We start from the raw sequence: 23,686 nt of genomic DNA, 5'->3' as shown, positions 1-23,686 counted from the left end.
AACGACTCGCCGTTTGCGCATTCTCAATCGAGTGCGCGAGCTTATCAATGCGCTCTGCGAAGGCAGGCGGCTCGGGCATGGCTAGGCGGCTTGGCGGGGGGTAGGGGCGGGGGTGAAATCGGTGGTAATCGTGCCCAGGTAGTTGCCGTTTAGCTCGGGGTCGTTGAAGTAGTCCATTTCAGATTACGATATTTTGCCGGCTTTCTTTAAAAAGTATGAGACGGCAATTACAATCAGGCAAATGCTAATCAAGTAATATACTTCATTATCCTTATTTCCTCGAATGAAGTAGGCTTGTTGACCTTTGTCTACAAAATAGGCAAGATTAGAAACAACGTCAGAATTGCTGTTCAAATAGTTTTTATCATAGTAAACTGTAACTACATCGCCGGCTCTGAGTTCATCTACTCGTTCAAAAGATGGTTTGGAACCATCAATATCTTCCCCAATAAACAACCTGAAAATTGGTAAGGAATCTTGAATTTGTAGGTACCGTATGGGCTCCTTATCTGGACTAGAATATCCCTCAATTTTTAGCGATTTAGTGAGCGCAGTTATTGTGCCTGTTAAATGTTGAAATTGGTTTTTGGTTTTTTGATTGCGGTATAACGTAAATAAGCATAAAAGAAGACAAATGGAAAATCCGCCTATTAATTTGGTGAAAACAGATGCAGGTTTAGAGGACATTATTGAAACCTACCGCAACTCCAACAACACCACGTTCTCCACGTGGTGGGTGTGCGGAAACATATCCACCGGCTGCACGCGGGTTACTTGGTACGCCTCGGCCAATAATTCCAAGTCCCGCGCTTGGGTGGCGGGGTTGCAGCTGATGTAGACGAGGCGGGGCGCGCGCAGGGCCACGAGGCGCTGCACTACGTCCTCGTGCATGCCGGCGCGGGGCGGGTCGGTGATGAGCACATCGGGGCGGCCGTGGTGGGTAGTGAACTCCTCGGTGAGCAGGTCCTTCATGTCGCCGGCGAAGAACTCGGTGTTCGTGACCCCGTTGATGTCGGAGTTCACGCGGGCGTCGAGCACGGCCTGCGCCACGTACTCGATGCCGATGACGCGCCGGGCCTGGCGGGCCACGAAATTGGCGATGGTGCCGGCGCCCGTGTAGAGGTCGTAGACGAGGTCGGTGGGCTTGATTTCGGCGAAGTCGCGGGCCACTTTGTAGAGGTTGTGCGCCCCGGCCGAGTTGGTTTGGTAAAACGACTTTGGGCCGATGCGGAAGCGCAGGCCATCCATGTCTTCCTCGATGTAGGGCTTGCCCTGGTAGCAGACCACTTCTAGGTCGTGGAAGGTCTCGTTGCCCTTGTTGTTGAGCACGTAGTTGAGCGAAGTAATCTGCGGAAACTTGGCGTACACGGCATCCAGCAGGGGTAGGAGCGCGTCATCGGCGTGGTAGCACTGCAAAATCACCATCGTTTCGCCGGTGCTGGCGGCGGTGCGGACGATGAGGTTGCGCAGCAGCCCGGTTTGGCGCACCATGTCGCCGAAGGGCAGGCGGTGCTCCCGCGCATAATCGCGGATGAAGAGGCGGATTTCGTTGCTCGGCTCGGGTTGCAGCCAGCAGTGCTCCACGTCCAATATCTTATCGAAGCGCCCCGGCGTGTGGAAGCCCAGCACCCGGCGGTCATACTGCGCGCTTTCGTCCTTTATCTGCTCCTCCGTGAGCCAGCCGTTGTTGCTGAACGTGTATTCGAGCTTGTTGCGATAGTAGGTCCGCTCGGGCGAGGGCAGAATCTGGCGCACTTCGGGCAGCTCCAGCTTGCCGATGCGGGTGAGCTGGTCCGCCACCTGCTGCTGCTTGTAGTGCAGTTGCGCGTCGTAGCTCAGGTGCTGCCACTTGCAGCCCCCGCAGGTGCCGAAATGCTGGCAAAACGGCGTAGCGCGCTGCTCCGAATAGGTGTGAAACTTGGTGGGCATGGCCTCCATAAACCGCTTGTGGGCCTTGCTGATGCGCAAATCCACCACGTCGCCGGGGGCCACCTGGTTCACGAACACCACTAGGTTATTGATGCGGACCAGGCACTTGCCTTCGGCCACCATGTCCTGGATTTCGACGTTCTGGAGCGCTTCGGGCGGGATGGAGTTGGCGAGTTTGGTGGCTTTGCTGGGCATGGCGGCTATTGATAGAAGGGCAAAAGTACGGGGGTAGGGGGCCACCCTCCGAAGCAGACGCGGCTACGTCCAAAGTAGCTTTTGCTACCTCCGAGGTAGGGATTGCTAGCTCCGAACCGGGTTTTGCTACTTCGGAAGTAGCTTTTGCTGCCTGCGAGGTAGGTTTTGCTACCTCCGAAGTACGCGGCGGTGCTCCCAGACTAGGTTTTGCTACCTCGGAGGTAAGCGCGCCTACCTCCGAGGTACGTGGTGGTACTGCGGAAGTAGGGCGTAGCAGCCCGCCCCAATCGACCTAAAACTGAAAATAAATAAAGGGCTGAATCTCGGCCGATTTTACCTGAATAACCAGCCAGATAATCATCGTTACGAGCACCGCCTGCGCCACCACGGAGCGGCGGCCCATCGCGCCTTCGAGGTGCAGGGTGACGCCATCGGGCACGAAGTGCAGGGCGTAGCCCAGCGCCACCAGCACGAACACCGGCCGGAACGAGCCCAGCACCTGGAGGAGCAAATCGGGCCGCGGGTTGTAAATAATTTGGTGCAACACCTGGCTGGCTACCTCAAAGGTGCCGGCCCGGAAGAATATCCAGCAGAAGCACACGAAATGAAAGGTGATGACCCAGCCCAGCAGCTTTATCAGCCAATTATTACCCGGCCGGAAGACCTGTTTGAAGAGCTTGTCCACGGCCAGAGCCGCGCCGTGCAGCGCGCCCCAGAGCACGAACGTGAGCGAGGCCCCGTGCCAGAGCCCGCCCAGCAGCATGGTTAAAAAGAGGTTCAGGTACTGCCGCCCTACTCCCTTCCGGTTGCCGCCCAGCGGGATGTAGAGGTAATCGCGCAGCCAGCTAGAGAGCGAAATGTGCCAGCGCCGCCAGAATTCGGTGATGCTCGTGCTCTGGTAGGGCGACAAAAAATTGGGGGGTAGGCGGAAGCCCAGCAGCAGCGCAATGCCAATCGCAATGTCGGAGTAGCCCGAAAAATCGCAGTAAATCTGCAAGGCGTAGCCGTACACGCCCAGCAGGTTTTCGACGCCGCTATACAGGCCGGGCTGGTCAAAAATCCGGTCCACGTAGTTCAGGCTGATGTAATCCGAGATGACGGCCTTCTTAAACAAGCCCGCCGCGATGAGGACCACCGCCCTACCCATGCCTTCGCGCGAGATGAAGGGCTTGTTTTTAATCTGCGGAATAAAATCGGAGGCCCGCACGATGGGGCCGGCCACGAGCTGCGGGAAAAAGGTGACAAAAAACGCGAAATCCGAGATGCTGCGCAGCGGCGCGAGCTGGCCCCGGTACACGTCCAGGGTGTAGCTCAGGGTTTGAAACGTGTAAAAAGAGATGCCCACCGGCAGCAGCACGTGCAAAATGGGCACCGGCTGGCCGGTGAGCGCGTGGTAGCCGCTGAGGAAAAAGTTGGTGTATTTAAAATAGAATAACATCCCCAGATTGACGCACAAGCTGAGGACGAGCAGCAGCTTGCGCCGGCCCGGACTACCGGAATCGGCAATCCAGCGGGCAAAATGGTACTCGATAATCGTCGAAAAAACCAGCAGCAAAAAGTACCAGCCGCTGGACTTGTAGTAGAAAAACAGCGAGAAGGCGGTCACGTACAGCAGGCGCGCCCGGTGGTGCTCGCGCAGCAATTGGTACACCCCCAAAAAGGCCAGAAAAAGCAGCAAAAAGAAGCCCGTGTTGAAGAGCAGGGGGCTTTTGGGGTGATACACGAACTGGCTGAGGAGCCGGTCGGGGTCCAGCTCAGCGAGCGCGGAACGCAGCAAATCCATCTTGGAGCGCGAGGTAAAGCAGCAGACCCTGAAGGTCGTAGCCGGCGTGGGTGAAGTGGACTAAATCGGCCTGGGCCAGGCCAGCGGCGCGCCACTGGCGCATCGAGCCGTAGCCGCCCTGCACGGCGGCCAGGTCCCAGTAGGCCAGGTCGTGGGCCTGGGCGTAGGCGCGCAGTACGGTGCGCAGCCGCTCCAAATCAGGGTTGCGGTAGCGCCGGGCGCGGTACGAATCGGGCGGGGCCGCGAGCAGCACTTCGGCCCGCGGGCAGCGCCGCCGCAGCCCGTTGATGAGCGAATCGAGCTGCCGGGCGAATAAATCGGGGTCGAAGCCCGCCGAATACGCATCGTTGGTGCCGAGCGAGATGATGAACAAATCGGGCTCCAGCAGCGGCAGCTGCTCGAAGAAAAGCGGGGCGCAGGCGAAGTGCCGCACTGCCGTCCCGTTCACCCCGATGGTATTATAAATAATGCCCGGCTGCCCGTTATCCAGCAGCAGGCCGTAGAGCACGCCGCTCGTTTGCGCCGACCGCGTGCGGGTGGTGCGCAGCTCCACAAAATCGCGCAGCGAATCGAGGCGCAGGACTACCGCCGTGCCCGGCCCTACCCCCGGCACCAGCCCCAGCCGCCGCCCCTGCGCCGAGCTTACCACCCAGTCGAACGCCGCCGGGCCGGCCTGCCGCAGCACGGTCAGCTTATTGAAACTGTAATTGGGCCGGCGCAGCGCCGGCACGCGCAGCGTGAAGGCCGCGCCCGAGTCGGCGGTCGTCAGCACGAAGCCACTGACGCCGATGGATAGCGTGCTATCCGGGGCGGCCAGCGCCCGCCGCGCCTGCCAGGTGCCGGCCACGGCGACGGTGTGAAACGCGGGCGAACCGTTGGTATGCGCCACCCCAAACGGAAAGGCCAGCCCCAGCCCCGCGTTGCCATACGTGCGCTGCAATTCGCGCCGCGTGCGCCCCGAAAACTCATCGGCCTGCAAGTGCGAATCGCCGATATGCACCACGCTCACCCGCCCGCCGGGTAGCGCCGCCGGGTGCAGCGGCAGCCCCGCCAGCCGCTGGTAAAATCGCTGCAAGCCGATACTGGCATTTTCGATGCGGTTGGCCGAGGTGCGCAGGAAGGGGTAGGCGGCCTGGAGGCTGTCGAGGCGTTGGGCGTGGGCGGGGAGGGTGAGGAGGAGGAGGAAAAGTAGGGGAAGCTTTAGCTGGCCGGGGAGGGGTGGGTAGCGGCGCGACCGGTTTGCCTCACTCCCTGACCCCCTCTCCTGCGGAGAGGGGGCACCGGTCATGCGCGGACGTGAATCGTCAGGCTCCCCCTCTCCGCAGGAGAGGGGGCCGGCCCCATAGGGGTTTCGTGAGGTAAGCCGGATGCGCCGCCCACCAACTAAATTTCTCAACTCAGTCAAGCCGCGAAAATACGCCGCCCTCATGGCACCTGGCTCGTCGCGCTATCCACCCGCGCCGGGGGGGTAGGGGCCGGGGCCGGCCGCGCCGCCGAGTCGGGGGTAGGGGCGGCCGGGGCGGGCTGACCGGGGTGCTGATACTCGGCCATCAAGTAGTCAAACAGCAGGCCCGCGATGCGGTGCGCGCCGCGGGGGTTGACGTGCGTGTAGTCGCGGTTGGCCAGCGGCGGGCTGTCTTCCACCCAGCTCACCATCGAGTTTTCGCCGCCCATCGCCTCAAATAAATTCCAGAACGCGGCGTGATTATGCTTCGCCAGCAGCTGCTGGGCGGCCAGTAGGCGCGGCACGCTAGGGTCGGTGATGAACTCGCCGTCGAGGCGCGAGCTTTTATCGCTCATGCCGATGATGAGGATGCTGGCCGCGGGGAAGGCGCGCTGCATCCGGTCCACCACGCGGGTCATGGCGCGCTCGTACCAGCCGTAGGTTTTGTTGCGGGCATCGGCCACGTTCACGCCGTAGTGCAGGATGACGAGGCGGTAATCCAGGGCTTTGCCGAAGGCAGCCAGCTCCCGAAACGGAATGCGGGTGAGCGACATGCCGCTGTTGCCCCGAAACGAAAAGTTATCCAGTACTACCCCCCCCGTGCCCTCGAAGCTGACGCCGTACACTGGGCGCGGGCCGGGGGTCTTGAAATCGAGCCGCAGCTGCCGGGCCGGGCGGGCGGGCGTGAGCAGCAGCTCATTAAGGGCGGCCTGGCCGGAGAGGGCGTGCGGCACGGCGTGGCCATCGGTGGTGGCCAGCACCTCGGCGGGCTCCGCGCCGGGGCCGTAGAAAAGCCGCGCCCGCGCAAAGCGCCGCACCGGCGCAAACCGCTGGCCGGTTTGAAACCGCACCCAGCTAGCGCCGCCCGCGGCAGTGCTATCGGCCGCCGCCGTTGCTACGCGAGGCACAAATACGTGGCCCGAAATGCCCAGCGCAAACCCGGCCGGCAGCTTGGGTGACACCAGGTTGTACTCCTGCCAATCAGCGGAAGCCGTTTCGTGGATGGTTTCCCGAAAATCGGCCGCCACCGTGTGAATGGGCACGTAGCCCACGCCGCTGCCCCCGAACGCCACTTGCAGGCTGTTGCGCAAGTCGCTGGTGATGAGGTCGCCCTCAATCATGGAATCGCCGAAGTAGGCAATGCGGACCGGGCTGCCATCGGCCTTGGTCTGGCGCAGGGCGGCCAGAAAATTATCGAGGCCACCCAGGTTGGCCACGGCCGGGGCCTTCGCCACGGCGGCCACCTCGGCCGAGTCGGCGGGCGGGGCGGCCTGGGCGGTCAGCACCGAATCGGGCGGGGCGGCGGGGCCGGCCGGGCCGTTGGGCGGGGGTAGGGTTTCGGCGGCGGCGGCGGGGTTGGGGCGCAGCACGTCGGCCAGCAGGCGCACCGGACGCAGGGCCACGCCGCCCACCGTCAGCCCCGGTTGTAAGAGCGAAAGCAGGCCCAGCAAACTCACGATGAGCAGGACCAGCAGAAACGGATTTTGCGAACGCGGGGACTTCATAGGCCAGCTAACGGGCCGCAAAAGTACGCTCGCTACCCAGCCATTTTTTCGTTAAAAAAGCTTTTCTCACTCAAGAGGCCGCCCCATCGGCTGAGAGCCATTCAAATAAAAAACCAATTATTCTGAAGCCATTTGTTCTGGCGCGCCATGCGAAGCAATCGCATGGCGCGTCAGAATGCACGACTACTTCACTACTTCCACCCAGCCCTTGGTGCTGCTGCCATCGGGCAGTTTAAAGAGGTAGTAATACACGCCGGCCGCGATGCCGGGGTCGCTGCCCCAGGCGTTGCTGGTGTTGTTATAGTTGGTAGTGGCGAAAACCTCGCGCCCCCAGCGGTTGAAAATGGTGAGGGAGTTGCCGGGGTAGAGCTGCACGTTATCAATGATGAGCAGGTCGTTCTGCCCGTCGCCGTTGGGGGTGATGATGTTGTAGAAGGCCGTTTTATTGGCAAATTCCACGCAGGCGGTGTTGGAGCCCGATATCGGAGTGGTATCGAATTTAAACCCGTGGTCCTCCAGGTCGGCGATAACCCGAAAGCACTGAGTGAAGCCCTGGCCCGTGTTGGGTACCTGGTAGCTGAGCGTGGTGGCCGGCACGGTGGCGAGGGGCAAGCCGGTAAGCCCATTCTGCTGGTAAATGTTGTAGCGCAGCACCCGAAAGCCCAGGTAGGGCGTCCAGCTCAGGCTAACCGAGCCCTGGTCGCGGCCCCCGCGGCCCGGCATGGCCACGGCCTGGAGCAGAATAGTGGTGGCCGATAGCGGGGCCGTGAGCACGTCGCCGCAGCCATTGGTAAGGGCCAGCGTGTATTCGTAGGCCAGCTGCGTGGGCTGGGCGGTAACATCCTGAAAAACCCCATCCCTTACGCTGGTCGTGCCCACCTGCGTAAAGGGCCCGGTGCTGCCCGCGTCGCGGCGCAGCACGCGAATCGGGTTCGGGGTATTCACGGCCTCGCTGATGGCGTAGGAAAGCGCCACGCGGCTGTTGTCCGCAATCACCGAGGCAAACTCCAGCTGCGGGGCCTGGGCATTATCGGGTACTACCGTCAGGCCCCCGCCCGCGCCCGCGCAGCCGTACTGCGAGGTTTCGGCCACGCTTACGGCCGCGCTGCTGGTGGCGGGCAGGGTAGGCGGGAAGGCCACCGTGATGGTGGTGGTGCCTTGGCCGCTGGCCAGCGTTGCGCCCGTCACGGTCCACTGGTAGGCCGAGCCGGGGGTAGGGTTCACTACCGCGTAGGTGAGGGTGCGGCTGGCCGGGCACACGAAGCGCGGCCCGCTGATGGTGACGATGCCCGGCCGCGGGTCCACCACGAAGGTTTTGGTATAAAGCGGCCCGGCGCAGCCCCCGGCGCTGGTTTCGCGGGCGGTGAGGGTGTAGGTGCCCGCCGCCGTGCTGTCCGGCACCACGGCCGCGCCATTGGTCGCGGGCATGGCCGTGCCATTGAGCTGGTAGGCGTAGGTAGAGCCCGCCGCGCCGGGTAGGGAGTACGTGTGTGGGCCGCTGTTCACGCAGAAGCGGGCCGGCCCCTGAATGGCCAGACCAGCCGCCGGCGAGGGCTTCACGGTGATATAGAGCGTGTCGCTGCCGCCGCGGCAGACGCCGCCGGCCGGGTTGCTGGTTTCCGTCACCACAAGCTTCGCCACGCCCGGCTGAGTAAAGGTGATGCTGGTCGTGTTCAGGCTACTAGCCAGCGTGCCCTTCGCCGAGCCAAACAGCTGCCAGGCGTAGGCCGAGCCGTTGGTTAGCAGCGTTTGGTAGGGGTAGGGCCCATCGGCCTGGCACACGCTGACGGGGCCGGTGGGCCGGGCCGTTTGCAGCACCAGGTTGATGCGCACGGGCAGCGTGAAGGCCTGCGAGGGGCAGTCCGGCCCGTGGGTGGCAATCGCGCTCACCGCGCCCGCGCCGGCCGCGCCCCAGTTCACGGCGATGGCCGCCGTGCCCTGGCCGCTGGCAATGGTGCCGCCCGTCACGGTCCACTGGTACGTGGTGCTGCTGGGCTTTTTAATGGAATACGCCACGCCCGTAATGGTGGGGCACACCGACTGCGGCCCCACAATAGAATCGGCGGCCGGCAGGGGCACCACCGTCACGGTGGCCTGGCCGATACTGGGGCAGCCGCCGGTCAGCGTCGTGCTGGTAATGGTGTAAGTGGTAGTCTGCGTGGGCGTTACCACGAATGGCCCGGCCCCGCTCAGGCTGAGGCTGCCGCCCGTGAGTACGTAGGGGCCAGGGCCGCCCGCCACGCTCAGCGTGGTGCTACCCCCCTGGCACACCCGCAGCTGGCCCGTAATGGTGAGCGGCCCCGCCGGGGCCACCGACACCGGCAGCGCCACCGAATCGGCGAGGCAGCCGAAGCTGGATACCCCGCGCGCTACCAGCTGGCCGGGGCCGGCGGCGGTCCATTTCACCTGCACCGGGTTGGCGGTGGGGCTGCCCACGATAGTGCCGCCCACCACGCGCCAGCGCACGCCCGTGGCCGTGCCGCCGCGGGCCGTGTAGGTGCTCACCGTGTTCAGCAGGCACACCAGCGCGTCGCCCGCAATGGCGGTGGGGCCAGTGGGCCGGGTCACGGTTATCCGAATGATATCGGCCGCGGTTTTGCCGCCGCAGCCCCGGTCCTTCACCGTAAGGGCGACGTCGTAGGGGGTAGCGCGCGCGTCGCCGCAGGCCGAGTTGTACACGAACGTGCCCGTTACGGAGCCGTTGCCGGTGGCCGAGGCCGTGCCCGTGGCACCGCCCGCGGCCACGCTGCCCGCATCGTTGTTAAAGGTGGTATTGAAGCCGCCCGGCCCGTCGAGTAGCGCGCTGTTGAGGGTCAGCACCAGCGGGTCGCCATCGGGCTGGGTGGCCGTGATGGGGATGCTCAGCGTCTGCCCGGCCTCGATGGTGTAGCTGCGCGGCGTGATGGCGGGCGGGGATAGCATCGGCGGCCGGGTGGCGGGGCACTGCGCCACTATCAGCTGCAAGTCGCGCCGGGTGGTACCAACGAGCACTTCCCGCCCGTTGATGGTGCGGTACTCGCGCACGTCTACCGCCACCACGTACTTGCCCTGCGTAGTGCCGCCGTAGGTGGCTACCCCCGTAGCCGCATTGATAGTGGCAAAGTTGCCGGCCCCCGCCCCGAAAGGCTGCGCTACCGAAAAGCCGGGGTAGGTCGGGATGGCATTGGGCAGCGGCGGAAACGTGAACGGCAGGTTGGCCCCGGTAGTTGGAAACAAGCCGTAGGGCGCGCCAAATGAGTACACCAGCCGGTCGCCGTCGGGGTCCACCGCATTGTTGAGCGAGATAGTCGTGTCGTTCTGGCACACGATGGCCACGGCCGTATCCGAAAATATCGGCGAGCGGTTGGGCAGCAGCGGCGGGGCCAGCGTCGTGAACAGGGTCAGCGGCTGGTTGTTGTTGGCCGTGACGAGGTTGGCCACGTCCACGTTACGGGCGCTGCGCGTAAACACGGCGTAGTAGCCCGCCACCGTGGCGGGCACGTTCACGATGGCCGTAAACTTCTGCAGCTGAAAGGGCTGCCTTGGCCCGCTCACCGTGCAGCCCGCCGGCAATATCGGCTGCAATATCGGCGAGATGGTATAATTGCGAATATCCAGCGCCCCGTTTACTATCCGCGACGTGATGCCGGGACCCGCCAGCAGGTTCACGCCCTGCACCAACTCCAGCTTCTCGCCCGTCTGGGCGTTGTAAAGGCCCACCAGCGCATCCACGTTGGGCAGGGCCGCGTTGGGGTTCGAGTTATTATAAATCGTGACCGTAATCTCGTAGCGCACCGGCGCGGCGGCCGGGCCGGTGAGGTCCAGAAAGCGGTACGTCATCTCCCCACCCAGCAGGTGGGTAGCCTGGGCCGGGCCGGCCACCAGCACCAGCCAGATGAGCAGTGGCCAGCGCCGAAGTAAAGTTGCAAGCATCGACGGTAAATCGGGGAGTGGGTGAGTAAGTAAGGTAGCGATTGCGTGACCAATCACGACAAAAGCCAGGGGCGGGCCTGAGCCGAATAACTGCGCAAAGAAGGGGGTAGGAGATAAGCTGCCAAGCGCGTGAATTACAAAGGAAAATCCATCAGCACCAGCCCCTTACCCGCTACTTCACTGCATGCAATACCTCACTGCTTCACCACTACCCGCCGCAGGGCGCTTTGACCTTGGGCGTTGGTAAGGCGCAGCAGGTACAGGCCGGGGGGTAGGGCGCGCAGGTCGAGCGCGGCGGGGGCGGCGGAGCTCAGGCGCAGCGGCTGGGCCAGTAGGCGCGCGCCCAGCAGGCTCAGCACCTCCAGGTCATAAGACCCAGTGAGGCCGGGCTCGCTCACCCTGATTTGCAGCTGGCCGTCGGGGCTGGGGTTGGGGCTCACCGTGAGGGCGGCTAGGGCCAGGGCCTCACGGGCGGCTAGGGGCTGGGCCGCATTCACGGGGTAGTCCTCCACCTCGGCTTCACCCTGGTTGGTAGCGCAGGCGTTGGCCGCGTTGCCGTTGCCGTTCACTACCACGCGCATCCGGGTGCTGCCCACGGTGGCCGGTACCACCACGGCCACGGAGCCCACGGCCCCGCTCTGGAACGCATTGAGCACCAGTTCGCCATCCGAACCGGTCGTGTTCGAGAATATCCCGTCGTGGTTGTAGTCAATCCAGATGGCCGTGCGGTGAAAATACGTCTGGTTGGCAGTCACCGTAATGGTTTGGATTGCGCCCGCCAACAGCCCCACGGGCTGGTTCACGAAGAACGTGTAGCCACCCGCCGCGTTGGCCGAGCTATTGCTGAAATCTGCCCCGCCACTAGCCGTGCTCACGCGCACGTTGGTAATCCAGAGCGAGCTGGTGGTGTTGGGGTTCGGGTAGCCCCCGTTCGAGGCGCAGTAGCTCAGGCACGGCACCTGAATGAGCAGGGGGGTAGGGCTGCTGGCCGTGGTGCTGCCGTTGGCGCTGGTGGCCGTCAGCGTCACGGTGTAGTAGCCGGTGGCAGTAAAGGCCAGTTGCGGATTTTGCGAGCTGGCCGAGGTGCCGCCCACGAACGCGACGCCCGTGCGCGGGCTCACCGCCCACCGCCAGGCCGTGGCCCCGTTGGTGCTCTGGTCGGTGAAGGTGTACGTATTGGCCGCAGCGCAAGCGCCCGCCACATAGGTGCTGGTAAAGGCCGCGGTTGGCGGCGAGGTGTTGGGAACGACCGTCACGGTGTAGTCTTCCACCTGGCCCAGGCTGGGGGCGGCGCAGGGCTGGGGGTTGGTGCCTACCCCATCGGCCACGAAGCGCAGGCGCAGGGGCTGGTTGAGCACCGCCGCGGCGGGCACGGTCAGCGTCAGGCGCGGGCTGGTCGTGTTGAGCGCCTCGGCTACTTGTTCGCTGGCGCTAAATACGCCGTCGTTGTTGAGGTCGAGCCAGGCGCGCACGTCGTGGGCGTTGGTGCCGCCCGTGGTCAGCAGCAGGGGGTAGGGCAGGCCCACCATCAGGCTGGTGCGCTGCGGGCAAGTGAAGTCCTGGTAGCCCGCGCTGCCATCGGCCGAGGTATTATCGATGGTGTTGAGCCGCACCCGCGTGAGGCCGTAGTTGCAGCAGTTGCCGGTGGCGGCCAGCCCCGCGCAGCTGGCTGCCACCGGCACGCGGCCATTGTAGGTGATGGCCGTGGCCGCGCTGGTACTGCTGCCGCTAGCGTTGGTGGCAGTCAGCGTCACCGGGTAGGTGCCGTCGGTGGCGTAGGTGTGCGCCGGGTTTTGCACGGTGCTGGTGGTGTTATCGCCAAAATTCCAAAGCCAGCCGGTGGGCGCGCCCGTCGATTGGTCCGTGAACTGCACCGCCCCCGTGCAAATGGTGGTGGCGCTGGCCACGAAGGCCGCCGTGGGCGGGCTGGTATTGGCTACCAGCGTCACGGCGTAGTCCTCATCCTGCGAGTAAAGCGGCGTGGAGCAGGCCGTGGGCACCGCCGCATCGGCAAAGTCGGAGGCCACGCGCAGGCGCAGCGCTACCCCCCGCACGGCCGTGGCCGGCGGCGTAATGCTGCCCGTGTGCAGCTGCTGGTTGTCCGACGCAAACGCCAGCTCGTCGGGCGTGAAATTCCCGTCGTTGTTGTAGTCAATCCAAACCCGCACGTTCTCGTTGGCCGTGGTCCCATTCTGAATACTGAGGGGGGTAGGGACGCTCACCGTCAGGCGGGTGCTCTGGGCCGGGGTAGCGCAGCTAAAGTCCTTGTAGCCTTCGGCGTAGCCGCCGCTGGTGTTGTTGATGGTGCCCAGCGTCACGTTATAAATACCCATGTCGTAGGCAGCGGCCAGCGCGCTGCTGGCCTTGCCGGGCGTGCAGGCGGCGGCCCGCGGGCATTGCGCCTGCCCCAGGGCCGGCAGCAGGCACAGGCTGAAGCTGGCCAGGCGGCTCACCCATGAGCGTAGCGGTAGAAACATGCAACAGAAAGCGGGAAGGGACAACAGCCCGCGCACCCCGGCAAAGTGCAGCGGCTTCTTGAAATAGGCGCTAAAGGTAAAGATAAAGAAAGCGCTTTAACTACCTCATCAGCCGTGAAAATTAACCAGCCGGCCACGCTGCCGTAGGTTTGCAGCCAGTAACCAGGAATAAAAGGACCATGAAAAACCAGGTAGTTCTCATCACCGGCGGCACGTCGGGCATTGGCCGGGCCTGCGCGCTGGAGTTTGGCCGGGCGGGGGCGCGGGTCGTCATCACAGGCCGCGACGCGGCGCGGCTGGCCGCCACCGCCGCCGAGTTGACTGCCGCCGGCATCGAGCACCGCACCGTGGCCGGCGATGTGGGCATTTTGGCCGATGCCAGCCGCGCCGTGGCCGACACCATCGCTGCCTTCGGCCGCCTCGATGTTCTGATAAATAACGCCGGCCTGAGTATGCGGGCCAAGTTTGCCGAGGTGGACGTCAGGGTCATTGAGCAGCTCATGCAAACCAACTTTTTTGGCACCGTGTACGTCACCAAGGCCGCCCTACCCCACCTGCTGGCCAGCAAGGGCACGATAGTGGGCATCAGCAGCATTGCGGGCTTCCGGGGCCTGCCGGGCCGCACCGGCTACTCGGCCTCCAAGTTTGCCATGAACGGCTTTCTCGAAGCCCTGCGCACCGAATTGCTGCCCGAGGGTGTAAACGTGCTCACGGCCGCGCCCGGCTTCACGGCCTCCAACATCCGCCACACGGCCCTGCTCGCCAACGGCCAGCCCCAGCACGATACCCCCCGCGACGAGGCCCAAATGATGACTAGCGAGGAGGTAGCCCGCCACCTGCGCCGCGCCGTGGAGCGCCGCCGCCGCACCCTCGTGCTCACCGGCGAAGGTAAGTTGGTAGTTTTTCTCAACAAATGGCTACCCGGCCTGATGGACAAGCTGGTGCTGAACAACTTCCGCAAAGAGGAGGGAGGGTTTTAGAACGCTACTCCACCACCAGCGCGTCGGTGGCGCGCAGGTAGGCGGTGCGCTCCTGCCAGCGCACGCGCAACCAGATGTCCTGGCGGCCCAGCACGGGCAGGCGGTCGCCGGGGGCGGCGGTGCTGAGCCAGGTAGCGCCCGCGCCGGGGCCGGCCATCAGGGCCGCGCCGGCGCGCGTTACCACGCCTACTGGCTCGGGGCGCAGCAGCACCAAGTAGGCCCCCGTGACAAGCAGGTAGGCCGCGTAGGCGAGCCAGGTGCCCCGGCGGCTGCGCCCGCGCCGCAGCAGCAGGCCCATCGCAACCACCACGGCCCCGGTCAATAGGGCTTGCAGGATGGGGTAGTAGTAGCGCTGGGCCTGCACCCGCAGCTCTTGCTGCCAGGTGCCGGGGTAGCCCACCAGCTGGTGGCGCTGGGCCAGTACCACCAGCTGCCGCCAGGTGCTGAGGCGCGGCTGCCGGGCCAGGGCCAGGTTCAGGTACAGCATCTCGGCGGGGTAGTGCCCGAGCTGGTGCTGGGCGTAGGCCATGCGCAGCAGCAGGCGCGGCGAGGCCACCCGCCGTTGCCATATCTGGGCCCGGTAGGGCGGCAAAACGGCCGCGTACTGCCCTTTTTCAAACAAAGAATCGGCTTGCCGCAGGCTACTGCGGTCGGCCGGGAGGGTGCCCGGTAAAAAAAATGCGTTTCCGCAGCCCGTGGCCAACAGCCAGAACGGCAGTTGGATAAGCCAGGCACGCCCGCGCCAGCGCTGGAAAAGGAGGAGTTTTTTTTGCTCCAAGGTTGTCAGAGTGAAATTATCGCTGTACTTTTGCACCCACAAAAACGGTAAGCGCCGCGTTTGTGAGCACAAAAGTACCGGTTCTGTAGCTCAGCTGGTAGAGCAGTACACTTTTAATGTACGGGTCCTGGGTTCGAATCCCAGCGGAGCCACTAAACCCCCCTTAGCTTATCGCTAAGGGGGGTTTTCTTTCCTGCCAACGGTTTTGCCCAATCAGTCGCGCCTCAGAAGAGTTTTACTGCGCTTGCAAAACGGAGGAAGAAACTACTTGGGTCACCACCTATTGGCTCAGCCACACCCGCCAGCGCCCCGGCGGCATCTATGCCGCCTTGCTACTAGCCGAGGACGTCTTCGCCCGGCTGGCTGCCACCCAGCTCCGCCAAGATATCAAGGCTGTGGCCCTGACCTACCGCATCTTCGACACCGAGGAACCGGCAGCTGCCTAGCTGCACCAGCTTCCCTAGCGCAGTTTCAGAGTTAGTGTCCCGATTGATTGGGGCGGGTTGTCGGCTGTTCGCTCGCCATAAGCGTGAACAGCGTGCTCGCTCGGCGGGCACGGGCTCTAAAACCGCTCTAAGCTAGCGCTACACACATACTGCCTGGCAACGTAGCGCCGCCATATGCCAGGATTCGGTAGAAAAATTACGTATTTTCTGAAGGAAAAACCCGTAATTAAACCCTTGGTAGAACGATGAGTAGGTCGGAGTTTTGTATTATATTTTCTCCGTTACGTCCTCTCCTGCGCTATGCCTACCCCTTATTTTGGCCCCAACGCGCAGACCCCCGAGCAGCGTGCACGGGTTCTGGAGCAGATGCAGCAGGCAATTCCCAGCCTGCGGGTGAAAGCCAACGTGCACGCGTTCGTTCGGGGGCTCTACGCCCAGTATGTGGCCGGGGAAGTGAGCTGGCAGCAGGTTAGCCAGGCCCTCGAACATGGTTTCGGTCGCCAACGCAACCCCGCCTGATGCCTGCTGACCGGCGATGTAGTCAGCCTTGGCTTGAGTCGCCGCAGGCACTGATTCTCAGGCAGGGACGCAGCGTCCGGTGAAAGCTGCGATATGAATGGGGCTGAAAACAAGTGTTTTACGGGAGTCAAGTATTTTGGCGTACCTCACTGGGTAGGGTATTCCGCGTCCATTCTGACCCATAAAAATCGTCGCTTTTTATTCGCGCTATCGCGGCATGGCCGTCGAGGATATCTGGCACGACAATAACGGGTGCCCGATTGCGTGCAGCATCGCTGCGCAAGACCGGGTGACCAGGAGAACCCAATTTTTTAAGCATTGCCCCATTTGCGCCGCGATGAACGCCCCGCTGCCGCGCCCTGCTCCGCCGGTGAAGCTGCCCCACGAAACCTGCGAATAGAAGTAATTTTCGGGTAGCCAGCTTACAATTCGTAGCTTTCGCCCGCTTTCTCGTATGTACTCATGTAGTGTTGACCGTAGGCGAAACGCAGGAGAAAATTATGAAGGAATTAGCGAGTGAAGCGCAGCGCCGCCGGGCCATTGCCTGGGCCGTTTCCTTAACTACCGATACTAAGCTGGCACCGACACCCTACGAGCTGGAGTTGCTGGAACACTATGCCATAGGGGAGTTGACGCTCGATGAGGTACTCTACCGCCTTGATAGCCGTGTGCAGCACCTGCTGTACCGCAGTAAAGCCACCGGCCATTTCAGCCCAGAACAGCTTACCGAGCTGCTGGAACAAGCACGGGCTAATAACGCACGGTGCCAACTAACGGGCCTGCTCTGCTACGCCAGTACCGGCGACTTCGTGCAGGTGCTGGAGGGGTCGGCGCTGGAAGTGCACGCGCTATACAAGCGCATTCAGCAAGACTCGCGCCACCAGCACGTGCAGCTGCTGCGCGACCAGGCCACTGCGGAACGCTGGTTTCCCGACTGGCAGATGGCCTTCGTGCAGGCCGATGCCCCCGAGTTTTTTTGGCTGGTCGGCTACCTCGAAGCCCACAGCAATAACCTACCCCTGCCCCAGCTGCCCATCACGGAGCCCCACCTGCGCACGCTGCTGGCGCAGTTCAGCAACTTATAGCGGCCCGCTCTCGTGGCGTAGGCATCTGTCAAGCAGCACATTAGATACCGCAACTGCGGAAAAAAGCAGCTAGCTACCACCTTTTAGCGGATAATAGGGCGCGTTATGCGGGTGATAATTACCAAGCTAGGCGCGGGGTAAAGTTTAGCGAAGAGCCCAATAGTAAGGTATTTAGCTCTCAGAAGTTCAAAGCCCGCCCGCCCGGCGCGCGTTTAAAATCCGGTAGTCGCGCGCAAGGGCGCGTTCCTGGACAAACCCTGCTGAATGTCAATATCGATTCGCGTGATAGTAGCTTTTGCGTACTGACTTATGATGAGCAAGAGTAGTGGCTGCGTGCCACCTGGCGCGGCTACGTAGACCCGGTAGAAGCCAGATGCGGGGCTGAAGCCTACCTGGCACACGCGGCGGAGAAGTCTACCGCGCTGCTGCTCAATGACAATCTGGAGCTGCGGGGCCCTTGGTTTGATAGCCTCGACTGGCTGGCCGAGATATGGGTGCCCCAGGCCAGCCGCCTGGGCCTGCGCTACGTGGCGCACGTGCTGCAAGCCGACCGGCATTCGGACATTATTCCCAACCAGATGCCCGCTAGCGTACCCTTCGAGCTACAGATTTTTCAGGACCCGGATGCTGCCCGGCACTGGCTGCGCCAGTGCCGCCAGCTGCTGGCTACCTCGGCTACCTCACCTGCATAGGCCGCCACCGTGGCTACTGCGCGGCTGGTGGTACCGGGCTGGCGGCCAGTGGCAACGTTCCTACCCCCACCACGCGGCGCGAAGCGCGCTCCTGCACCAGCACCACGGCGCGCAGGTTGGCCGCTTTCCAGCGGGGGTCGAGGGCCAGCGGGGCGGTGGTGCTAAAGGTGCCATCGGCCCCCACGGTGCCCAGCGGGCGCAGGGCCCGCACCACGGCGGCGTGGTGTAGCAGCCGGCCCGCGTTTTCGCCCCGGCCAACCTGGGTAGCCAAGCCGGTTTCGGTGAGAGCCAGCAGTACCTCAGTGGCCGCCGTGCCGGGGGGTAGGCTGCCCACGCGCACCGCCAGCGTAGCAGCCGTGGGCCGGCTGAGGGCCACCGCGGCGCGGGGCGCGCGGGCGGCCTCCGCAATGCGCTGGCTAAGCTCGGCACGACGGCTGCCTACCAGCTCATAGCGGCCGTTTACCACGGCCTGCGGTGTATAGCTGCCTTCGGTGAACACGGTGGCGTACTGCCGCTGGCGCTCGCTAAACTCGGCGGCCGAGAAAGGGTCTTTCCAGCCCAGGCGGTTCCAGTAATCGACGTGCTCGCCCAGCACGATGACCTCGGCACCGGGCACCGGCTGCGTGGCTTCGAGGGTGCGCGCCACCTCGTCGGCGGCCGGGCACGACGAGCAGCCTTCGGAGGTAAACAGCTCCACTACCACCGGCACGGCGGCCGGGGGCGACGTAGGCGTAGCGGCCGGCCGGCGGCTGACCAAGCCAGCTAGCAGCAAAGGCCCGAAGGCGAGCAAAGCGAGTTTCATAAAAAAAGAGGGGGTAGGGCGGCGGGGTTGCTGCGTAAGTAGCCAGACGCGGCCGCGTGCCCCACCTTACACGCTGCCTCTCACAAGATAGCAATGGGGGTAGGGAATAAAAAATACCTCGCCGCGTAAGGTAACGCTCCGGCCAGCGTCTACCGCTGAGCTACTACTTTCCCCCAACTTTCCCCTTATGCTTAAAATATTCTCCCTGGCCGCCGCGCTGCTGCTCGCCTGTTCCGCTGTGGCCCAAACCCCGGACGCGCCCCTCACCGCCTCGGCCCTGGCCGTGGGCACCGTCGCGCCCGCCTTCACAGGGCAGGATGCCGCCGGCCGGCCCGTTGAGCTGCGCCAGCTTCTGAAAAAAGGCCCCGTGGTGTTGTATTTCTACCGGGGGCAGTGGTGCCCATATTGCAATAAGCAGCTGAGCCAGCTCCAGGATTCGCTGCAAACGCTCACCAGCAAAGGGGCGCAGGTGGTCGTCATCACGCCCGAGCTGCAAACCAATATCGACAAGACGGTGGCCAAGACCAAGCTCAGTATTCCCATCGTGCACGACCAGAATTTTGCCATTATGAAAGCCTATAAAACGGCCTTTACCGTGGACGATGCCACCGCCCAGAAGTACCAGGGATTCGGCGTAGACCTGAAAGCCGCCAACGGCGCGACCACCAACGTGCTGCCCGTGCCCGCCACCTACGTTATCGGCCGCGATGGCAAAATTCAATACGCCTTTTTCAACCCCGACTACCGCCACCGGGCCAGTGTGCGCGCCGTAGCCCAGGCCCTGGCGGCCCGGTAGCCGCCGACTGCGTAAGCACGCTAGTACCTTGCTGGTCCGTTTCCAGCGCGCATGTCCCTTCCCATTCTTCCTACCCCCGCCCCCGACCCGCAGCAGTGGCTGGCCCGCTTCGGCGATGAGCTGTACCGCTTTGCGCTGGGCCGGGTGGCCGATGCCGACACGGCCGCCGAACTGGTGCAGGACACCTTCGTGAGCGCCCTGGGCGCGCTGGCCTCGTTTCGGGGCCAGGCCTCGGAGCGCACCTGGCTGTTTGTCATTCTAAAGCGCAAAATAATTGACCACTACCGGCGCGAGGCCCGCTCGCCGTTCGTGCCGCTCGACCTCAGCCCCGAGCACGCGCCCGAAGCTGAGTTTTTCCGGCCCGCCGATGGCCACTGGCGCGAGGAGCAACACCCCGCCGACTGGCCCGGCCCCAGCCACGACGAAGGCCGCGGCGACCTGGCCCTGGAGCAGCAGGAGTTTCAGAATATTCTGCGGCTGTGCCAGCAGCGGCTGTCGGCCCAGCAACTGGCCGTGTTCGTGCTGCGCTTTGTGGAGGAACTGCCCGCCGAGGACATCTGTAAAGAGCTGAGCCTGAGCCCGGCCAACTACTGGGTGCTGGTGCATCGGGCCAAGCTGCACCTGCGCCGCTGCCTCGAAAAAAACTGGCTTCAGGCCCCTGTTATCGCGTGAGTATGAGTGCTATTCCGTCGCCCTTATTCAATTGCCGGCAGGCCACGCTGCTCATCGAGCGCCGGGCCGATACGCCGCTGCCCGTGCGCCCCCGCGTGCAGCTGTGGGCACACCTGCGCCTGTGCCCCTACTGCCGCCGCTACGCCCTGCAAAGCGCCCGCATTGCCCGCGCCGCCCGCCCCGCCGCCGAAGCCGTGGTACCCGCCAACCTGGCGCTGCCCGCCGTCGCCCGCGCCCGCATGCAGCAGCTATTTGATGCCCATGCGGGTAGTGGGGGGTAGGGAATGGCTTTGAAAGTCACGTACAAGCCAGTTGCCAAACCGCTAGTAACTTGCTGCGCCACTAATTTTTGTCTCGCGATGCTGCTTGCCATTTTACTCCCCAGTTTATCCATGTTGCTCAATGGCCACATTTTCAAGGCTATCGTGTGCTTTGTGCTGCATCTGACCCTCATCGGTTGGATTCCGGCCGCCATTTGGGGCGTGGCCTCGCTCACGGAGGACCGTGCCCGCCGCCGGCAGGAAGAGCTATTGCGCGCCGTAGGGCGGCCGTAGGGGGGTAGGGCGGGCCGGCTGCTACCTTTGCGACCCGCTTGGGCCCCGGTTTTAAGCCGCTGTCCCATCTCGCCTTATGCTCCAAAACGATATCCTCCTCCGCGCCGCCAAGGGCGAAACCACCGAACGGACGCCCGTGTGGCTCATGCGCCAGGCCGGCCGCATCCTGCCCCAGTACCGCGCCCTGCGCGGCCGCCTCTCCGGCTTCAAGGAGTTGGTCGAAACGCCCGCCCTGGCCGCCGAAGTCACCATCCAGCCCGTCGATGCGCTCGATGTCGATGCCGCCATCATCTTCTCCGACATCCTGGTGGTGCCCGAGGCGATGGGCCTCACCTACGAGATGCTGGAGGCCAAAGGCCCGCTCTTCCCCGAGGTCATCAAAAATGCCGCCGACGTAGCCAAGCTGCGCGTAGCCGACCCCGAGGAGCACCTCGGCTACGTGCTCGAAGCCCTGCGCATCACCAAGCGCGAGCTGGGGGGTAGGGTGCCGCTCATCGGCTTCGCGGGCGCGCCCTGGACTATTCTGGCCTACATGGTGGAGGGCCACGGCTCCAAAACCTTCAGCAAAGCCCGCCGCATGCTCTACCAAGAGCCCTCCCTGGCGCACCAGCTGTTGGAGAAAATCACGGTCACGACCATCGCCTACCTGCAAGCGCAGGTGGCGGCCGGGGCCGACATTGTGCAGGTGTTCGACTCGTGGGCCGGCATCCTACCCCCCGCGCACTACGCCGAGTTCTCGGTGGCCTACATTAACCGTATCAGCGCGGCGCTGGCCCCGCTGGTGCCCGTTACGGTGTTTGCCAAGGGTGCCTGGTGGGCCGTGCCCGACTTCGCCCACTCGCCCGCCCGCACCATCGGCCTCGACTGGAACCAGTCGCCAAGCCAGGTGCGCCAGCAGGCCCCCGGCAAAACCCTGCAAGGCAACCTCGACCCCTGCGCCCTCTACGGCACACCCGCCCAGGTAAAAGCCGCCACCGAAGCCATGCTGGCCGAGTTTGCCGGCGGCCCCCACATCGCCAACCTCGGCCACGGCGTCTACCCCGATACCAACCCCGACAACGTGAAGGTTTTTGTGGAAACGGTGAAGGCGTGGCGGGGGTAGGGCTATAGGTTGAAGCTGTTTTGGAAGTAGCCAGAAACTCAAAAAGAACGTCATGCTGAGCTTGTCGAAGCATCTCTACCGCACCATTAGACGGTTTGAATGAAGCGGTAGAGATGCTTCGACAAGCTCAACATGACGACCTAACGAATTCCTAAGCAGTTTCTTAATCAATATTTATTAGTTATGATGCTGATAACTAAATTTTTTGACATAACCATTGAGCAACTTATAATCAATGCGACAGTACAGTTTATTCTCACCTTCATTGTTGTCTTCTGCTATGGACTCGGAAGAAAGCAACGAAAACAAGAGCGAGCAATTACAATTCTAGGTTTAATTAGGCTCTTTATAATACTTACTATATTTTTAGCTTTCCTCGCTGGATTGATGCGTCAGGCCTTTTTTGCAGAGGCGCTTTTTGGCGCTCTGCTAGTAGCAATGCTTGCTGGAATTCTTGGGTACATCAACGATTCTAAAGTAGTTGAGTAGAGCTGATTTTTTATTTGTTTACATATGAACGTAAAAGGCAGCAACGGCACCCTGCTCACCGAAGGCGATGCCGTTACCCTCATCAAAGACCTCAAAGTACGTGGCTCGTCGCAGACGCTCAAGCGCGGCACGCTGGTCAAGAATATTCGCCTCACCAACTCGCCCGCCGAGGTGGAGGGCCGCGCCGGGGGTAGCACGATGGTGCTGAAAACCGAATTTTTAAAGAAGGCTTAGCTTCGGAACAACTTATGAAACCAGCGTTTGGAATTGGCTTTTACGTGGCGTCGCTGGTCGTTTCCGGCCTGTTGTTTTTTGGCTGGCGGCGGGTGTTTCGGCGCGTCTTTCGCACCGAGTCGTGGGTAGTGCTGGCCACCGCGATGGCCGCCATTATCACCACGCCGCTGGTGCTGCTGGCACTATTCTGGCTGCTGCATATGCTGCAAGCGCCAAAAAGTTAGTAGCGCGAACTTTGTGGTTTGCGCTACTATCGCTACTACAACCCCTCCGCCTCGGCCTCGGCCAGTAGCAATTGCTTCTCAATAGGCACCACGCCCACCTGCTCGCACACCAGGCCGCCGCCGAGGTTGGCGAGCGCGGCCGTGAAGGCGGCCGGCTGGCCCAGCGCCACGCAACAGGCCGCGATGCTGATGACCGTGTCGCCCGCGCCCGATACGTCGGAAATGGTGCGCAGATGGGCCGGCAGGTAGGTTTTCTCCTCGCCCTGCTGGGCAAAAACGCCGTGCTCGGAGAGCGTCACCAACACAATTTCGGGCGTCAGTACCTCGCGCAGGCGGGCCACGGCGGCCTCAAAGCCGGGCCGGTCGGCGTCGGGCGCGCCAAATTCCAGTTTCAGGCCCTCGCGCAGTTCCTTGAGGTTGGGCTTGAAGAGCGTGCAGTGCTGGTAGGCCAGGAAGTTCTTCTTCTTGGGGTCTACTACCGTTGGGATATTGCGCTGGCGGGCACGGGCAATGCACTGACCAATAATGCCTTCGCTGAGTACACCCTTGTCGTAGTCTTCGAAGATGACCACGTCGGCGTGGGGTAGGAGGTCGTCATAGGCAGCCAGCAATTGGGCGGCTTCCTCGGCATTGAGGTCGGTTTCCACTTCCGAATCGATGCGTACGAGCTGTTGGCCGTGGGCCAGAATGCGCTGCTTGAACGTGGTGGGCCGGTGCGCGCTGCGGATGATGCCCTCGGCGGGCAAGTAGTGGTCGCGAAGTAGCTGGAGCAGCTTGTCGCCGCCGGGGTCATTGCCCACCACGGCGCACAGCAGGGGGGTAGCGCCCAGCGCCTGTACGTTGAGGGCCACGTTGGCGGCCCCGCCGAGGCGGTTTTCGGTGCGGTCCACGTTCACGACGGGCACCGGGGCCTCGGGCGAAAGCCGACTGGCGCGGCCCCATACGTAGGCATCCACCATCACATCGCCCACAATGAGCACCTGGAGGTTATTAAAATCGGCAAAGAGCTTGGTAAGGGGGGTAAGAGCAGGCATGGGGCAAAATTAGGCCCGGCGCGCTGGAGGAAGA

The 23,686-nt window shown here is 63.2% G+C and carries 22 protein-coding genes and 1 tRNA gene; 13 read left to right on the top strand and 10 right to left on the bottom strand.

The features are described from left to right. Positions 1-183: 183 nt before the first annotated feature. From LC531_RS10415 to LC531_RS10385, 7 genes are all read right to left on the bottom strand, one after another. Positions 184-687: a hypothetical protein gene (locus LC531_RS10415; RefSeq protein ID WP_223650227.1), complete on the bottom strand. Its 504-nt coding sequence runs from the start codon at positions 685-687 to the stop codon at positions 184-186. Positions 688-696: 9 nt separating this feature from the next. Then, positions 697-2,124: a 23S rRNA (uracil(1939)-C(5))-methyltransferase RlmD gene (gene rlmD / locus LC531_RS10410; RefSeq protein ID WP_223650226.1), complete on the bottom strand. Its 1,428-nt coding sequence runs from the start codon at positions 2,122-2,124 to the stop codon at positions 697-699. A 292-nt stretch (positions 2,125-2,416) separates the two neighbouring features. Continuing rightward, positions 2,417-3,907, bottom strand: a complete 1,491-nt coding sequence (locus tag LC531_RS10405) for an MBOAT family O-acyltransferase (protein ID WP_223650225.1) — start codon at positions 3,905-3,907, stop codon at positions 2,417-2,419. Then, entirely contained in the window at positions 3,879-5,195 is a 1,317-nt protein-coding gene (locus tag LC531_RS10400; RefSeq protein WP_223650224.1) for a GDSL-type esterase/lipase family protein, read from the bottom strand. Before LC531_RS10400 ends, LC531_RS10405 begins: the two co-directional genes overlap by 29 nt. Before the next feature lie 137 nt (positions 5,196-5,332). After that, positions 5,333-6,856 (bottom strand): SGNH/GDSL hydrolase family protein, encoded by a 1,524-nt coding sequence (locus LC531_RS10395; RefSeq protein WP_223650223.1) that lies wholly within the window; start codon positions 6,854-6,856, stop codon positions 5,333-5,335. 183 nt (positions 6,857-7,039) lie between these two features. Then, on the bottom strand, positions 7,040-10,768 hold the full coding sequence (locus LC531_RS10390; RefSeq protein WP_223650222.1) for a T9SS type B sorting domain-containing protein: 3,729 nt from the start codon (positions 10,766-10,768) through the stop codon (positions 7,040-7,042). Positions 10,769-10,962: 194 nt separating this feature from the next. Continuing rightward, positions 10,963-13,245: a GEVED domain-containing protein gene (locus LC531_RS10385; protein ID WP_223650221.1), complete on the bottom strand. Its 2,283-nt coding sequence runs from the start codon at positions 13,243-13,245 to the stop codon at positions 10,963-10,965. 179 nt (positions 13,246-13,424) lie between these two features. Here LC531_RS10385 and LC531_RS10380 point away from each other — a divergent pair, with 179 nt between their 5' ends. Then, positions 13,425-14,225, top strand: coding sequence for an SDR family oxidoreductase (locus LC531_RS10380; RefSeq protein WP_223650220.1), 801 nt, complete (start codon positions 13,425-13,427; stop codon positions 14,223-14,225). Between the two features lie 4 nt (positions 14,226-14,229). Here the strand turns inward: LC531_RS10380 and LC531_RS10375 are convergent, their stop codons facing one another. After that, positions 14,230-15,003, bottom strand: coding sequence for a hypothetical protein (locus LC531_RS10375; RefSeq protein WP_223650219.1), 774 nt, complete (start codon positions 15,001-15,003; stop codon positions 14,230-14,232). A gap of 79 nt (positions 15,004-15,082) precedes the next feature. Between LC531_RS10375 and LC531_RS10370 the strand changes: the two genes are divergently transcribed. The 4 genes from LC531_RS10370 (at position 15,083) to LC531_RS10355 (ending at position 17,745) form a co-directional block, all read left to right on the top strand. Further along, positions 15,083-15,155 (top strand) — tRNA-Lys (locus LC531_RS10370). 594 nt (positions 15,156-15,749) lie between these two features. Beyond that, positions 15,750-15,968: a hypothetical protein gene (locus LC531_RS10365; RefSeq protein ID WP_223650218.1), complete on the top strand. Its 219-nt coding sequence runs from the start codon at positions 15,750-15,752 to the stop codon at positions 15,966-15,968. Between the two features lie 470 nt (positions 15,969-16,438). Then, positions 16,439-17,053, top strand: a complete 615-nt coding sequence (locus LC531_RS10360) for a BLUF domain-containing protein (RefSeq protein ID WP_223650217.1) — start codon at positions 16,439-16,441, stop codon at positions 17,051-17,053. A gap of 494 nt (positions 17,054-17,547) precedes the next feature. Beyond that, positions 17,548-17,745 carry a hypothetical protein gene (locus tag LC531_RS10355; RefSeq protein WP_223650216.1) on the top strand — a complete coding sequence of 66 codons (198 nt, stop codon included), beginning with the start codon at positions 17,548-17,550 and terminating at the stop codon, positions 17,743-17,745. 13 nt (positions 17,746-17,758) lie between these two features. Here LC531_RS10355 and LC531_RS10350 read toward each other — a convergent pair whose 3' ends face one another. Then, positions 17,759-18,547: a DUF1223 domain-containing protein gene (locus LC531_RS10350; RefSeq protein WP_223650215.1), complete on the bottom strand. Its 789-nt coding sequence runs from the start codon at positions 18,545-18,547 to the stop codon at positions 17,759-17,761. 187 nt (positions 18,548-18,734) lie between these two features. Here LC531_RS10350 and LC531_RS10345 point away from each other — a divergent pair, with 187 nt between their 5' ends. The 8 genes from LC531_RS10345 to LC531_RS10310 all read left to right on the top strand — a co-directional run bounded on the left by LC531_RS10345 (position 18,735) and on the right by LC531_RS10310 (position 22,618). Further along, on the top strand, positions 18,735-19,343 hold the full coding sequence (locus LC531_RS10345) for a peroxiredoxin-like family protein (RefSeq protein ID WP_223650214.1): 609 nt from the start codon (positions 18,735-18,737) through the stop codon (positions 19,341-19,343). Between the two features lie 51 nt (positions 19,344-19,394). After that, complete coding sequence (locus LC531_RS10340) at positions 19,395-20,015, top strand: sigma-70 family RNA polymerase sigma factor (RefSeq protein ID WP_223650213.1); 621 nt, start codon at positions 19,395-19,397, stop codon at positions 20,013-20,015. Between the two features lie 2 nt (positions 20,016-20,017). Continuing rightward, entirely contained in the window at positions 20,018-20,296 is a 279-nt protein-coding gene (locus tag LC531_RS10335; RefSeq protein ID WP_223650212.1) for an anti-sigma factor family protein, read from the top strand. Between the two features lie 111 nt (positions 20,297-20,407). Beyond that, positions 20,408-20,569 carry a hypothetical protein gene (locus LC531_RS10330; RefSeq protein WP_223650211.1) on the top strand — a complete coding sequence of 54 codons (162 nt, stop codon included), beginning with the start codon at positions 20,408-20,410 and terminating at the stop codon, positions 20,567-20,569. 76 nt (positions 20,570-20,645) lie between these two features. Then, complete coding sequence (gene hemE, locus LC531_RS10325; protein ID WP_223650210.1) at positions 20,646-21,671, top strand: uroporphyrinogen decarboxylase; 1,026 nt, start codon at positions 20,646-20,648, stop codon at positions 21,669-21,671. Positions 21,672-21,854: 183 nt separating this feature from the next. Further along, entirely contained in the window at positions 21,855-22,160 is a 306-nt protein-coding gene (locus tag LC531_RS10320) for a hypothetical protein (RefSeq protein ID WP_223650209.1), read from the top strand. A 24-nt stretch (positions 22,161-22,184) separates the two neighbouring features. Continuing rightward, the gene (locus LC531_RS10315; protein WP_223650208.1) at positions 22,185-22,394 is read left to right on the top strand and encodes an alkylphosphonate utilization protein; all 210 of its coding nucleotides are present in this window, start codon (positions 22,185-22,187) and stop codon (positions 22,392-22,394) included. 14 nt (positions 22,395-22,408) lie between these two features. Next, positions 22,409-22,618: a hypothetical protein gene (locus tag LC531_RS10310; protein ID WP_223650207.1), complete on the top strand. Its 210-nt coding sequence runs from the start codon at positions 22,409-22,411 to the stop codon at positions 22,616-22,618. Positions 22,619-22,653: 35 nt separating this feature from the next. On the opposite strand, the gene LC531_RS10305 is transcribed toward LC531_RS10310, so the two are convergent. After that, positions 22,654-23,652 carry a bifunctional heptose 7-phosphate kinase/heptose 1-phosphate adenyltransferase gene (locus LC531_RS10305; protein WP_223650206.1) on the bottom strand — a complete coding sequence of 333 codons (999 nt, stop codon included), beginning with the start codon at positions 23,650-23,652 and terminating at the stop codon, positions 22,654-22,656. Positions 23,653-23,686: the final 34 nt, after the last annotated feature.

The sequence above is a fragment of the Hymenobacter psoromatis genome (assembly GCF_020012125.1).
In the GTDB taxonomy this organism is placed as follows: Bacteria; Bacteroidota; Bacteroidia; order Cytophagales; family Hymenobacteraceae; genus Hymenobacter; species Hymenobacter psoromatis.
This window is presented reverse-complemented; position numbering and strand designations above follow the sequence as displayed.

What these genes read in the sequence shown, in the direction of transcription:
- LC531_RS10415 (WP_223650227.1), bottom strand. Translation starts at nt 687, where the DNA reads ATGTCCTCTAAACCTGCATCTGTTTTCACCAAATTAATAGGCGGATTT.
- rlmD (WP_223650226.1), bottom strand. Translation starts at nt 2,124, where the DNA reads ATGCCCAGCAAAGCCACCAAACTCGCCAACTCCATCCCGCCCGAAGCG.
- LC531_RS10405 (WP_223650225.1), bottom strand. Translation starts at nt 3,907, where the DNA reads ATGGATTTGCTGCGTTCCGCGCTCGCTGAGCTGGACCCCGACCGGCTC.
- LC531_RS10400 (WP_223650224.1), bottom strand. Translation starts at nt 5,195, where the DNA reads ATGACCGGTGCCCCCTCTCCGCAGGAGAGGGGGTCAGGGAGTGAGGCA.
- LC531_RS10395 (WP_223650223.1), bottom strand. Translation starts at nt 6,856, where the DNA reads ATGAAGTCCCCGCGTTCGCAAAATCCGTTTCTGCTGGTCCTGCTCATC.
- LC531_RS10390 (WP_223650222.1), bottom strand. Translation starts at nt 10,768, where the DNA reads ATGCTTGCAACTTTACTTCGGCGCTGGCCACTGCTCATCTGGCTGGTG.
- LC531_RS10385 (WP_223650221.1), bottom strand. Translation starts at nt 13,245, where the DNA reads ATGTTTCTACCGCTACGCTCATGGGTGAGCCGCCTGGCCAGCTTCAGC.
- LC531_RS10380 (WP_223650220.1), top strand. Translation starts at nt 13,425, where the DNA reads ATGAAAAACCAGGTAGTTCTCATCACCGGCGGCACGTCGGGCATTGGC.
- LC531_RS10365 (WP_223650218.1), top strand. Translation starts at nt 15,750, where the DNA reads ATGCCTACCCCTTATTTTGGCCCCAACGCGCAGACCCCCGAGCAGCGT.
- LC531_RS10350 (WP_223650215.1), bottom strand. Translation starts at nt 18,547, where the DNA reads ATGAAACTCGCTTTGCTCGCCTTCGGGCCTTTGCTGCTAGCTGGCTTG.
- LC531_RS10345 (WP_223650214.1), top strand. Translation starts at nt 18,735, where the DNA reads ATGCTTAAAATATTCTCCCTGGCCGCCGCGCTGCTGCTCGCCTGTTCC.
- LC531_RS10340 (WP_223650213.1), top strand. Translation starts at nt 19,395, where the DNA reads ATGTCCCTTCCCATTCTTCCTACCCCCGCCCCCGACCCGCAGCAGTGG.
- LC531_RS10335 (WP_223650212.1), top strand. Translation starts at nt 20,018, where the DNA reads ATGAGTGCTATTCCGTCGCCCTTATTCAATTGCCGGCAGGCCACGCTG.
- LC531_RS10330 (WP_223650211.1), top strand. Translation starts at nt 20,408, where the DNA reads ATGTTGCTCAATGGCCACATTTTCAAGGCTATCGTGTGCTTTGTGCTG.
- hemE (WP_223650210.1), top strand. Translation starts at nt 20,646, where the DNA reads ATGCTCCAAAACGATATCCTCCTCCGCGCCGCCAAGGGCGAAACCACC.
- LC531_RS10320 (WP_223650209.1), top strand. Translation starts at nt 21,855, where the DNA reads ATGATGCTGATAACTAAATTTTTTGACATAACCATTGAGCAACTTATA.
- LC531_RS10315 (WP_223650208.1), top strand. Translation starts at nt 22,185, where the DNA reads ATGAACGTAAAAGGCAGCAACGGCACCCTGCTCACCGAAGGCGATGCC.
- LC531_RS10310 (WP_223650207.1), top strand. Translation starts at nt 22,409, where the DNA reads ATGAAACCAGCGTTTGGAATTGGCTTTTACGTGGCGTCGCTGGTCGTT.
- LC531_RS10305 (WP_223650206.1), bottom strand. Translation starts at nt 23,652, where the DNA reads ATGCCTGCTCTTACCCCCCTTACCAAGCTCTTTGCCGATTTTAATAAC.